We start from the raw sequence: 12561 nt of genomic DNA, 5'->3' as shown, positions 1-12561 counted from the left end.
CGGCTATGTGACCAACATGGCTAAGGGTATCCCTGCAACCGCTATCGAAGTTCCTGCCCTGAACGGCACACCTGATGGTGTCCTCGCCAATGCTGGCATCAGCAAGCAGGGTAACCGTCCTGCATTCGCTAACCGTGCAGAAATCGTTAAGTACAACATCTACCGTTCAACCGACAATGTCAACTACGAACTCATCGGTTCAGTTGACGCCATCGACGGCACGAACTACTACGAATACTTCGATGCAACGGCAGCTGGTATGTATTACTACCAGGTCCGCGCCCTCTACAGCAACGGCTGCGAATCAGAACCAGCAGCAAGCGAAGCCAACCCGGCCAACAACTACGTCATCGTCGTGGTGACAAGCGTTGCTGAAAACGGCGAAATCGCCCTGTATCCTAACCCGACCAACGGCAACATCACCATCCAAGCCCAGAACATGAACCGCATCACAGTGGTATCAGTCCTCGGTCAGGTGGTTTATGATGCAGAAGTCGAAGGCGAACAGCAGATCATCAACATGGCCCAGTTCAACGCTGGCGTGTACATGGTCCGCATCGCTACCGAAAACGGCGTTAGCACACAGCGCGTTACTGTCGTTAAATAAATGAAATGATTTGGGATTGCGTAGAGACGTGACATGTCGCGTCTCTACCGCCCCAAATTATGATTCAAAAAATCAGCCCTGACCATTTGGCCAGGGCTGATTCATTTATTTACATATCGTCTTTCATCTTCTCAATCAACCGTCGTTCTTTCTTTGTCGGCCGGCCGGCGCCACGGTCGCGGTACTCGGCTTTGTAGGCGTGCATGAATTCGATGCGCTCGTATTCCTCTTTCGGTGTCAAGTCGGTGTAGACTTCGGGAACTTGTTTCGGTGAGACTCGGTTTTTCACTATGGTCTTCACTTGCACCACTTTATGCAGTTGCTCAATCTGAACCTGAATGATGTCGTCGACTTTTACCTCGCGCGAAGGCTTTACAGCCGTGTCGTTCATCTTCACCTTGCCGCCTTTGATGGCATCGGCAGCCAGCGAGCGCGTCTTGAAAAGCCGCGCCGCCCACAGCCATTTGTCCATTCTAACAATGTCTTCTTCCTTGATGTCCATTGATTCTTGACTGTTTTGATTTAAAGATTTGAGATTTAATAATTTAAAGATTAGACAATTAGACTTGTGGACTATTTGACTATTAGACTTTTGAAGAACTGTAAACTGAGAACTAAGAACTGAGAACTAAGAACTGAAAACCAATAACCAAAAACAAATAAATCGTTTCGACAAGCTCAACGAGCTAAATACTCCTAACTCCTAACTCCAAACTTTCCACTTTTCCACTTTCCCCTTCAAATCTTTCCACTTTCCTCTTCATCACTTTCCACTCTACTACTTCTCCTTGAAAATCAATTGAATCGGCACGCCATTGAAATCCCAAGTCTCACGAATCTTGTTTTCCAGGAAGCGTTTGTAGGAATCCTTTACATCCTTAGGCAGGTTGCAGAAGAAAATGAATTGAGGTGTAAGACCCTTCAGCTGGGTGATGTATTTGATGCGCACATAACGGCCGCGCGAAGCACTCGGTGGCGGTACGGAACCGATGATTTCCAACATCTTGTCGTTCAGTTCGCGGACTGGAATACGGCGTTCTCGGTTTTCGTAGACTTGATGGGCGGTCTCCAAAACCTTGTAGATGCGTTGCTTGTTGATGGCCGAGGTGAATATGATTGGGAAGTCGGTGAAAGGTGCCGTCTTCTCGTAAATGTCGCGCTCGAAAGCCAAATGCGTATTGGAATCCTTTTCGATGGTGTCCCATTTGTTGACGACAACCACAAGACCTTTCTTGTTCTTTTCAATCAGGCGCAAGATGTTCATGTCCTGAGCCTCGAAACCGTTGTTGGCATCGAGCATAAGGATAGCTACATCGCAGTCTTCGATGGCACGGATGGAGCGCAGCACGGAATAGAACTCAATGTCTTCCTCCACCTTGCTCTTTTTGCGCAGACCGGCGGTGTCGACGAGCATGAAATCCATGCCGAAGGCGTTGTAACGTGTATAGTTGCTGTCGCGGGTGGTGCCGGCAATGTCGGTGACGATGTGACGGTCGGTGCCTAAAAATGCGTTGATGAGCGATGATTTGCCGACATTCGGGCGTCCAACCACGGTGAAACGCGGCAGGTCGGTGTTGAAGTCGGTGGTGTCTGCTGGCAGCAGTTCGCACACCTTGTCTAATAATTCGCCGGTGCCCGAACCCGTCATGGCTGAAATGGCGTAAGGCTCGCCCAAACCGAGGCCGTAGAATTCGGCAATAAGTGCCGTTTTGTTTGGTTCATCGATTTTGTTGACGGCCACGAGGACGGGTTTCTTCTGCTGACGCAGGATGAGTGCCACGTCTTCATCGAGGACGTGCAGTCCAGCCATGCCATCAACGGCAAAAATGATGACATCGGCCTCATCGATGGCCAAGTCAACCTGTTTGCGGATTTCTTCTTCGAAGATGTCGTCTGACCCAACCACATAGCCGCCGGTATCGATGACGGTGAATTCCTTTCCGTTCCAATCGCTCTTCCCGTAGTGACGGTCACGGGTCACGCCGCTGGTCTCTTCCACGATGGCCATGCGCTGCTTCAGCAGACGGTTGAAAAGCGTTGATTTCCCTACATTGGGTCTCCCCACAATTGCTACAATATTTGACATTTTCGTGTGTTTTTAAATTCGCTGCAAAAATAATAATTTTAGGTGAAAGGAGCATCGAATGGCTTGTTTCAATTCTCCTCGTAATAATAGGAATAATCAATGCCTTTCATGAAAATCGCTCTGTCGTCAATCTTGTCGGTCAATGCACGAAGAAGCAGAGTTTTTATTGCCGTGCTGTCGGCAGCACTTTTTTCCATTGCCTGCAGATAGTCGTTCTTGTTGATTTTGCTCCAGTCCACACATTTCTTCAAACGTTTTTTCAGAATCATATCGAGCCAGATGCGGGTGCTGCGGCCGTTGCCTTCCATAAAAGGATGCGCCACGTTCATTTCCACATATTTGTCGGCAATTTCATCAAAAGTGTTTTCAGGCATTTTGTCGATGGAGGCCAGTGCCTGCTCCAGATATTGGGCAAGGCAAAAGGTAAATCCGCCTTTCGAAATAGTTTTGGTTCGGATTTGTCCGGCGAAATCGTAGAGGCCGCCGAACAGAAAAGCGTGAATCTGCTGCAAGCCTTTTGTCGTGCCTACATTCTTGTTTTCCAACAGATTGCTTTCGATAAACTCGTAAGCCTTCTTTTTGCTTTTGCCATCGATGGTGTTGTCGCTGTATGTGAACCAATCCAGAAAATCGGCAGCATTTTTATTGGGAATGGCTCTCACCAAATCCTCAATCTTGTTTTGAGGGAAACAATCGGTTGCATATTTTTTGCCATCGGTAGCCGTCAGTTTCAGTTGACTACATTTTGTAGTCAACTCGTTTCCGTCTTTTTTGAGCCTGGCTTTCAGCACGCTCCAATATTTGCGGGGATTGGGACTTTCTGTGATGGCGAATACAATATCCACAGCCGAGAAGAACCATTGATTTTTCTCCTCGTCCCAGATGGCACGCACTTCGTGGTCGTTGTAAAATCGGATGGAGGTTTTCATTTTGATTTATAATTTATAATGGACATTTACAATGGTTTGAACATGCAGTCACCAATTTATGTTGTTTTCCAACGCCTCAATATATTTTTTGTATAGGCATATAAATATTTCGTCAATCAATATCAAAATGGCGAAGCGAAAGAAATAGTTATGATAGATATAATTTGAATCTGCCAATGTGTTGAGTGTCGGCAAATTTTGTTGATATGATGTTAGATTGTGGGCGCATCGATTGCGATGCTTGTAAACAATTTCTTCGTAATAATCTTTCAATTCAGATTGAAATAGTGGGTACGACTCTTTCTGTTGTTGTTTAATTTGAGTGTCCTTTAATATTTTACTATCTGATTTGAAGTATAAAAAACTCTTTTGTTGAGAAGCACACAAATTTGTGTTATCCAAAATGTCAATGACTATATTTTTTATATTTGAAACATCTGTTGTAATTATTGTTTTATCGAACTCTGGAATTTGTTTGATTAAATCGTTGTATATATTGTTTTTGCTTTTATAGTCAGAATGTTCACCATAGCTCTTGTTATTAAGATACTCGTATCGATAGTTATAATCATTTGTAGCCATTTCCCAGCATATACACTTCATTTTTTGCTCTTGTGCGCCTGTCATTTTCAGGAATATTGACTGCATGATGTAATCGCATAGCGGATAGGTTTCTATACCACTGCCTATGCCACGGCTGGCATTCACGCCGTCTTCCAAAATCTTTGAAAGCGGTGTAGTGATAAATCTATAGTGCTGGCTCTTGTACATATCGTTGATAGATTTGAATAGATTCTTTAATTCGTCCAACCGTGTATTTTAGAGCATTTGGTGCCCGTTTATGGGCTTCTGTTTTAAAGCTGGAATCATCAATTTTATTCTGAATTGAAGAGATAATCTTTTCATTCTTTGCTATATCAATAGTTTTGTCCTTGATTACAACAAAATAAATCAAACCAAATAAATACATATCAGCATCAATTATTGTGTTGAAACTTTTTGGAATGGATAAATTTAGTATGGCTGATTTTAGTTTTTCAAGTCTGCTATTAATATCATTGTTCGAATTAGAGAAGATTGTTGTTATTGCAGGAAATTTTGGGTGGTCGTTTTTTTCTTCCACAACAGTAGTGATAAATTCAGAGAAATACTCTTCTCGTTTTCTACCATAACCATAAGCAACTTTTGTAGTATTTGGATCATTTAATTTACAGTAATTAAAAAGATATGCCAAATATCGTACAAAATCAGGATTTTTAGGTTCCGCGTTTTGCATGATTGTAATACTTTTAAGAGCATCGGAATCCAATAATGTCGTGTACTTGCTGTTTAGGAAATATAATGCCCGGCGACTTTCCTCTGGCAGCAACGCTTTCCCTAATGTGTTGATATGTTTAAAAATACGTGAGTAGTATTTTTGTTGTTCATTTTGGTCTGAAGTGCTAGATACGATATAAGAAAAGCCCAAAAAAGTATCTTCAAAAAAAGTATTTTTCAAAACATCATCGAAAATAGTTCCTCCCAGATTATCATATCTATCGTCAGTTGCAATCTTCTGTCTTATACTTTCTACATTCTTACCCAGACTTAACAATTCGTCAAATCTCCATTCCAAAATAATCTTATCTTCACCTTCCGAATCTATTCCATCATCACCTTCGGCAAGAGAATTTTCGTTTGGCTTGAATTTTCCTGCATTAGGATACTTTTTTATACAAGCAAGAAGAATACTTGTCAGGCGTTGTTGTCCATCAATGATGTAATTGTGCGTTTTACCATCGCTTGCGGTAAAAGCACCTATCGTAATAGGCGGGACAAAGTCTTTATCTCTCAAAGACTGAATTAGTTTTTTTATACTTTCCTGATTCCAACAAAACTTCCTTTGATAAGGTGGCAACTCAATATTACCGCTCAGCATCAAATCTATCCAATGTTTCAGCGAATATTCGCCATAATAAACTTTATTGTTCATATTTCCTTTTTAATTACTTATTACAATCTTTCACCTTCCCCCTACCAATTAAGCTTCATACCCGAACCGTTTCAGTTCCGCCTCATTGTCGCGCCAGTCCTTGTCGACTTTCACCATCAGTTCGAGGAAAATCTTTTTGCCTGTAAATTCCTCAATGTCGGCTCTTGCCATGGAACCTAATTTCTTGATGGCGCTGCCGCCTTTGCCTATGATGATGGCTTTTTGCGATTCGCGGGCTACGTAGATGCTGGCACGGATGACGATGCGCTTTTCGCTTTCCTCGTACGAATCCACGTCAACCTGCACGCTGTAAGGCACTTCCTGCTGGTAGTTGAGCAAAATCTTTTCACGGATGATTTCTGTGATGAAGAAACGCATCGAGCGGTCGGTGAGTTCGTCTTTCGGGAAATAAGGCGGGCACACGGGCAGTTTGGTCAGAATCTGCTCGAACACGTTTCTCACATTGGCGTTGTGCTGTGCCGAGATGGGGAAGACTGTGGCGGCGGGCAGTTCCTGCTCCCAAAAAGCTACGGCTTTGGCCAGTTCTTCCTGATTTGAAAGGTCAATCTTATTGATGAGGACAAAAACGGGAATTTCGGTTTTTTTCAGTTTCTCAACGGTCTTTTCCTCAATCTTCTTGTCGGTGATGTCGACCACGAAAAGAATCAGGTCGGCGTCAATCATGGCCACGTTGACGAATTGGTTCATCACCTCGTGCATTTTGTAGGCCGGATCCTTGATGATTCCGGGTGTATCGGAGAAAACAATCTGAAAATCGTCGCCGTTGACGATACCCAAAATGCGGTGGCGTGTGGTCTGCGCTTTCGATGTGATGATGGAGATTTTCTCTCCAACTAACTGATTCATAAGGGTCGACTTGCCCACGTTGGGCCGTCCTATGATGTTGACATATCCTGCTTTGTGTTCCATAATGAAAATTTTTCGACTTTTTTTGCGCTGCAAAGAAACAAAATATTTATCTTTGCAGCCGAATTCAGACGAAAAGAATGTTTTTCCGATGGATTTTTCCCATGATGCGGGGTAGAGCAGAGGCAGCTCGTCGGGCTCATAACCCGGAGGTCGGAGGTTCGAATCCTCCCCCCGCTACACACGAAGCAAGGCTGAGGTTTCGGCCTTGTTTTTTTGTTTTTCGCCCATCTTTCGTTGACACCAATAAAAAAAGAGAACTGCCGTAGCAATTCTCTTTTTGTCATTTACGAAATGGGCATTTATCAATCTCCGCCGCCCATGGCCAGATACAGCGAAATCGTGGCACAAATTGCCTCGTAGTCGTTGGCTACTTTGGCGAGGCTCGATTCGAGCAGTGCCTGTTGCGCGAAAAGCACTTCCAAGTAGGAACCGCTGCCGCGTTTCATCAATTCGTTGGTGGCGAAATAGGCATCCTGATAATGCTTTTCCTGCTCGGCATAGAGCGTAGAAGCGTTCTTGGCCGTGTTAAGACCGCTCAGGGCATTGCTGATGTCGGTGGCGGCTACCAACAAGGTCTTTTCAAACTCTATTTGGGCTTGTTCCTGCTGCGATTCGGCAATTTTAAGGTTGGCATAAAGTTGTCCTCTCTGGAACAGAGGCTGGAACAGCGAACCTGCCACCGACCATACAAAATCGGTTGGGTCGAAATGAATTCCAGCGTTGCAGCTGATGCCGATGTTAGGCCAAAATTCGGCCACGGCTCCTCTTTCAGCATAAAAGGCGGCTTCCAAATCGTGCTGGGCAGCCCTTACATCAGGACGCGAAAGCAGGTTGACTGATGCAATTTCCACATTGCCGATTTCAGGGAAAGTGGCGTTCATGGAGCCGCATTGAATGTCGCTGAGGTTTTCATTGAGGAGAACTGACAACGAATTGCGCACTTCGTTAAACTGACGCTGGAGTTCGCCTTGCTGCACCTTGACAGCGCACAATTCGGCGGCAAACTGACTGACGGCGGCAGAATTTGATAAACCTGCATCCATCAGGGCTTGTTGGGTTTCCAAAGCTTTCTCACGTATGCTGATGGTGGTGTCGGCAATCTTTATCTGGTTGTCGATCATGGCAAGCGAATAGTAGGCTTTTGCTACAGATGCAATCAGTTCGGCTTTCGTGGCTTGTTCCAAATCCTTGTACTCTTCGGTGAGTGCGTTGGCTTTGCGCTTGGCGGTGGTGTTGCGCCCGAAAATGTCGAGCTGCCAGTCCAAGGCTACGGGGAGGTCATACTGAAAATCTGTTGATGAATTAATTCCCTCATAACCGGCACTTGGATTAAGTCCCACGGAAGGCAAGTAACCTAATTTGGCGGCTTTCAGGCTGGCTTCCATCTGTTGCACGGCTAAGTGCGATTTCTGCAAGTCGGCATTGTTTTGAAGCGCCTTTTCAATCAAGCCTTGCAACTGGGCATCGGTAAACACTTCGCGCCATTGCAGTTCTCCGAACTGGTTGCCCGATTCGGCTTTGGCTTCGGCTCGCGTATCGTTGATGGGTTCGTATTTCTTGTAAATGCTGCAGCTGGAAACCAAAAAGGCTACAGCAACGATGAGTATGATGTTTTTTCTCATTTTTCTCTGGTGAATTTTTCGTGCATTTTCTGGAAAATAATGAAGAAGGCCGGGGTGACGAAAAGCAGGGCGATAGTGCCTACAATCATGCCGCCCGTAACGCCGATGGCTAATGAACGGTTGCCCATGGCACCTGCGCCGCCTTCGATGATAAGCGGTATCATGCCGACGACCATAGTCAGGACGGTCATCATGATAGGACGGAAACGGTCGTCGCAAGCCTGACGTGCTGCTTCAACAATGTCCATGCCTTGCTTGCGGCGTTCGGTAGCGAACTCGGTAATCAGGATGGCGGTCTTGGCCAGCAAGCCTATCAGCATGATGACACCGGTCTGGAGGTAGATGTTGTTTTCAAATCCCGTGATTTTGGTGAAAAAGAAAGCACCCATCAGGCCGAATGGTACCGACATGAGCACTGCCAACGGCACGAACCACGATTCGTAAAGGCTGGCGAGGATGAGGTAAATCAGCAACACGCAAATCAAATAAATGAGGATAGTTGCGTTGCTGCCTGCGGTCTTGGCTTCTTCACGCGAAATGCCGGCATATTCGTAGCCGTAGCCGGGAGGAAGCACTTCCTCGGCGACTTCGGCAATGACTTTCTGAACCTGACCTGTCGAATAGCCTGCCGCACCTTGAATGTTGCAGTTGATGGAATTGAACAGGTTGAATCGCGTCTGGCTTGAGGAACCCAAAGCGGGTGTCAAGTTCACGAATTGTGCGATTGGAGCCATTTTTTCGCCTGTGCGGATGAAAATGTTGTTGAGCGAAGCAGGGTCGAGGGTGTATTCCGGTGAGGCTTTAGCCATAATGTTGTACACCTTGCCGTATTTGTTGTATTTGCCGCAGAAAGCACCACCACAATAGGCACCAAGCGTGTTGATGACATCTTGTGGCGAAACGCCCGATTTCATACATTGTGCCGCATTGACTTCAACATTGTACTTTGGGAAATTCTCGTTGTATGAGGTCATGGCCACATCAACTTCAGGCCTCGACTGCAAGACTTCGAGGAAACGTGCCGTATGAGCTGCAAAGACTGATTTGTCGCCGCCTTGACGGTCTTGAAGGACAAGTTCCATCATGTTGCCGTTACCGTAGCCTGGAATCTGAGGCATCTGGAATGGCACTACTGTGGCTTCTTTCACTCTCGTGCTGGCAAGGTAATACTTGTAGGAAATCATTTCAATGTGATGCTCTATGCCTTTACGTTCGTCCCAGTTTTTCAGTCGGATAACGAATGAACCGTAGTTGCTGCCTGCACTTGAAAGCATACCGTAACCCGAAATGGATGCGAAATGCTCCACTTCAGGAATTTCCATGATGTCTTTCTTGAGGTCTTCCATGATTTTCTGGGTTTGCTCAAGGGTGTTGCCTGGAGCTGTGGAAATGTCGACGAGGATGACGCCTTGGTCTTCCTGTGGAACAAGTCCCGTTGGGGTGGTCTTCATGGTCCAAATCATCAGCACCACGGCGGCAATGAGTGCAATAACCGAAACCGCAGGCTTCTTGACAAAGAACTGCACGGCTTTCATGTATTTCGATTTCAAGGCTGTATAAGAAACGTCGTAAGCCTGTTTGACGTAGTAACTGATGTTTTTCTTGGTTTCTCCGGTTTTCGGACGCATCAGAATGCCGCACAAGGCAGGGCAAAGTGTCAGGGCGGAAATGCAGGAAAGACCGACTGATGAAGCAATGGTGATACCGAATTGGGTGAAGAATTTTCCGGATGTGCCGGGCATGAATGTCGTCGGGATGAACACGGCCATAAACACGAGCGTGCAGCTGATGACAGGCACCATCACTTCGTGCATGGCTTCGTTGGTGGCGGTGTGTGCCGAGGTGGCGCCGCCTTCAAGTTTCGCCATCACTGCCTCGACGACAACGATGGCATCGTCGACAACGGTACCGATTGACAATACCAAAGCAAACAAAGTCAGGATGTTCAGTGAGAATCCTGCCAATTTCACCACGGCAAATGTGCCGAGCAATGAAACGATAATCGAAATGGAAGGAATCAGGGTCGACTTGAAATCCTGAAGGAAGAAGAACACCACGATGATAACCAGCAAAATGGCAATGATGAGGGTCTCGACCACGTTGTGAATGGCGGCGAAGAGGAAGTCGTCGGCAGTCTGAAGAATGCAGAATTCCAGTCCGGCAGGCATTTCTTTTTCGAGTTCTTCATACACTTTCGAAATCTCGGCGTTGACCAGTGTGGCATTGGCACCGGCAGCCTGGTTGACGATGAACACGACACCTGGTTTCCCATCGACATCGGATGAGAACGAATACGACAAGGCACCCAATTCAACATCGGCAATGTCTCTCAATCTCAGTATCTTGCCGTTTTCTTCCGATTTGATGATTATATCTTTGAATTCCTCAATGTCTTTCAGTCGGCCACCATATTCCATGGTGTACTCGTACATGTTCGATGATTTCTGTCCCAACGTACCGGCAGGTGCTACAAAGTTCTGGGTCGAAATAATGCCAACTACTTCGTCAGGCATCAGTCCGTAGTGAGCCATCTGGTCGGGATGGAACCAAATGCGCAGCGAATAAAGGTTGCCAAGGTTGGTGACGCCACCAATGCCATTGATACGCATCAGTTTCGGAATCACGTTGATGTCCAAGTAGTTGGTGATGAAATCGACATCGAAACGGTCATCACGGCTGACCAAAGAAGTAATCTGAAGCATACTTTTCTGCCTCTTTGTAACCTTGATGCCACTCTGAAGAACTTCCTGAGGCATGACGCTTTGCACTTTTGCCACGCGGTTCTGCACATTGACGGCAGCCATGTCGGGATTGACACCCTGCTCGAAGAACACTTCGATGGAAGCGTTGCCCGTTGAGGATGCGGTTGATGTAATGTACGACATGCCTTCCACGCCGTTGATGGCTTCTTCGATAGGCATGATGACGGAATTCATGACAGAATTGGCATCGGCTCCCGTGTAGTTGGCCTCAATGTTGATGGTTGTCGGGGCGATGTCGGGATATTGTTCAATAGGTAAGGTCTTCAGCGAAATGAAGCCGATGAGCAATATCAGAATGGCGATGGACACGGCCATCACCTTCTTGTTTAGGAAAAAATACTCTTTCTTCATCTTTATTTCACTTTCATTCCGTCTTGAACGGTGATGGCGCCTTTGGCAACGATTTCTTCGCCAACTTCCAGACCGTCGGTGACAATATATTGATTACCAGCATTTATGCTTTCAACTTCGATGATGGAAGCTGTCGCGCAACTATCGGCTCCAACCTTGTAGACCAGTTTCTTGTTCTGCAATTGAACAGTGGCCTCCATAGGGATGAGAATGACATCATCGTATAAGAAAGTGATGATAAGGGTTCCGTTTTGCCCCGAAAGAAGCGTGTTGTCGGGATTCGGGAAACGAGCTTCGCACACGATCGAACCAGTGACATTGTCGATGATGCCCGACATGTTTGTGATTTTTCCCTTTTGGCCGTAGATTGTGCCGTCCTTGAGTTTCAGTTCGACAGGTGGAAGCAGGTCGAGGTCAAGTTTGCCGTTTGAAATCAAATCGTCGGCTTGGCTTACGATAGCCAGATAATCGTTTTCCGGAAGTGAGAAACTGGCAATCATTTCGCTGTTGTCGGAAATGACGGTCATTGGTTGCAACATCGATGAGCTTACGAGGTCGCCAGGCGAAGGGTTGATTTCCCCCAAAATGCCTGATTCGGGAGCTGTGATGTTGCAGTATGACAGCTCGGTCCGGGCAGCGTTTTCCTCGGCCTTGGCCACTTCAACGGCAGCTTTTGCACTCTTGAAGTTGTTTTCAGCCGATTCCAGAACGTAGTTGCTGACGATGCCTTTCTGGTGCAAGTCCTTGTTGCTCTCGTAGTTGAGCTTTGCCGTGGCAAGGTTGGCTTCGGCGGCAAGGCGGTTGGCAGTTGCCGATTGCAATGCCAACACTTGGGCGCGGTCGTCCAACTTGAAAAGAATCTGTCCTTTCTGAACACGCTGGCCGGTTTTGACCAAGGTCTCCTTCAGCTGCGCATCAATCTTCGGGTAAATGTTGATGGTGTTGCGGCCCTTGATGTTTGCAGTGATTTGGGTCGGCAGCTCGCAATTTGTTTTTAAAATGGTCATTGTCTCGTAAGGTGTCACCTTCATTTCAGGCACATCAATACAAGATGTGGCAAAAACTGCCAACAATGGGAGTGAAATTAGGAATCTTGATTTCATTGATTTACTGATGGTTCTATAATAATTACAAAACCTCAGAATCATGCCGATAGAACCATTTACGGCAGAATCCGAGTTGCCAATGTCATGCTTTGGACGCTCCTTATAATATGGGTGCAAAAATATTGACTATTTCCCAATTATGCAAATCAATTGTTTTTTTTAATAGAAAAAGAGGATGACCATTGGCCATCCTCTT

At 46.1% G+C, this 12561-nt stretch carries 10 protein-coding genes and 1 tRNA gene; 2 read left to right on the top strand and 9 right to left on the bottom strand.

Annotation, left to right across the window (positions count from 1 at the left end):
• A partial coding sequence (locus AC06MN_RS04225) for a T9SS type A sorting domain-containing protein (protein ID WP_475671109.1) occupies positions 1-607 on the top strand: 607 nt, incomplete at its 5' end.
• Positions 608-716: 109 nt separating this feature from the next.
• On the opposite strand, the gene AC06MN_RS04220 is transcribed toward AC06MN_RS04225, so the two are convergent.
• The 6 genes from AC06MN_RS04220 to era form a co-directional block, all read right to left on the bottom strand.
• A complete protein-coding gene (locus tag AC06MN_RS04220) occupies positions 717-1109 on the bottom strand; it encodes an RNA-binding S4 domain-containing protein (RefSeq protein WP_475671108.1) in 393 nt (130 codons plus the stop codon).
• A gap of 276 nt (positions 1110-1385) precedes the next feature.
• The gene (gene der, locus AC06MN_RS04215; protein ID WP_475671107.1) at positions 1386-2693 is read right to left on the bottom strand and encodes a ribosome biogenesis GTPase Der; all 1308 of its coding nucleotides are present in this window, start codon (positions 2691-2693) and stop codon (positions 1386-1388) included.
• Between the two features lie 68 nt (positions 2694-2761).
• Positions 2762-3622, bottom strand: a complete 861-nt coding sequence (gene fic / locus AC06MN_RS04210) for a protein adenylyltransferase Fic (RefSeq protein WP_475671106.1) — start codon at positions 3620-3622, stop codon at positions 2762-2764.
• Positions 3623-3670: 48 nt separating this feature from the next.
• The gene (locus AC06MN_RS04205) at positions 3671-4393 is read right to left on the bottom strand and encodes a hypothetical protein (RefSeq protein WP_475671105.1); all 723 of its coding nucleotides are present in this window, start codon (positions 4391-4393) and stop codon (positions 3671-3673) included.
• Positions 4371-5594 carry a GmrSD restriction endonuclease domain-containing protein gene (locus AC06MN_RS04200; protein WP_475671104.1) on the bottom strand — a complete coding sequence of 408 codons (1224 nt, stop codon included), beginning with the start codon at positions 5592-5594 and terminating at the stop codon, positions 4371-4373. The genes AC06MN_RS04205 and AC06MN_RS04200 overlap by 23 nt, the downstream gene beginning before the upstream one ends.
• A gap of 48 nt (positions 5595-5642) precedes the next feature.
• A complete protein-coding gene (era, locus tag AC06MN_RS04195; protein ID WP_475671103.1) occupies positions 5643-6524 on the bottom strand; it encodes a GTPase Era in 882 nt (293 codons plus the stop codon).
• 105 nt (positions 6525-6629) lie between these two features.
• Between era and AC06MN_RS04190 the strand changes: the two genes are divergently transcribed.
• Positions 6630-6701 (top strand) — tRNA-Met (locus AC06MN_RS04190).
• A 125-nt stretch (positions 6702-6826) separates the two neighbouring features.
• Here the strand turns inward: AC06MN_RS04190 and AC06MN_RS04185 are convergent.
• From AC06MN_RS04185 to AC06MN_RS04175, 3 genes are read right to left on the bottom strand one after another with little or no spacing between them, the layout of a single operon-like run.
• Entirely contained in the window at positions 6827-8146 is a 1320-nt protein-coding gene (locus AC06MN_RS04185) for a TolC family protein (RefSeq protein ID WP_475671102.1), read from the bottom strand.
• Entirely contained in the window at positions 8143-11259 is a 3117-nt protein-coding gene (locus AC06MN_RS04180) for an efflux RND transporter permease subunit (protein WP_475671101.1), read from the bottom strand. The genes AC06MN_RS04185 and AC06MN_RS04180 overlap by 4 nt, the downstream gene beginning before the upstream one ends.
• 2 nt (positions 11260-11261) lie before the next feature.
• Entirely contained in the window at positions 11262-12362 is a 1101-nt protein-coding gene (locus AC06MN_RS04175) for an efflux RND transporter periplasmic adaptor subunit (RefSeq protein WP_475671100.1), read from the bottom strand.
• Between the last annotated feature and the right edge of the window lie 199 nt (positions 12363-12561).

The organism is Candidatus Limimorpha sp., assembly GCF_056203535.1.
The sequence above is the reverse complement of the archived record's forward strand: the minus strand, read 5'-3'. Positions and strand labels throughout refer to the sequence as shown.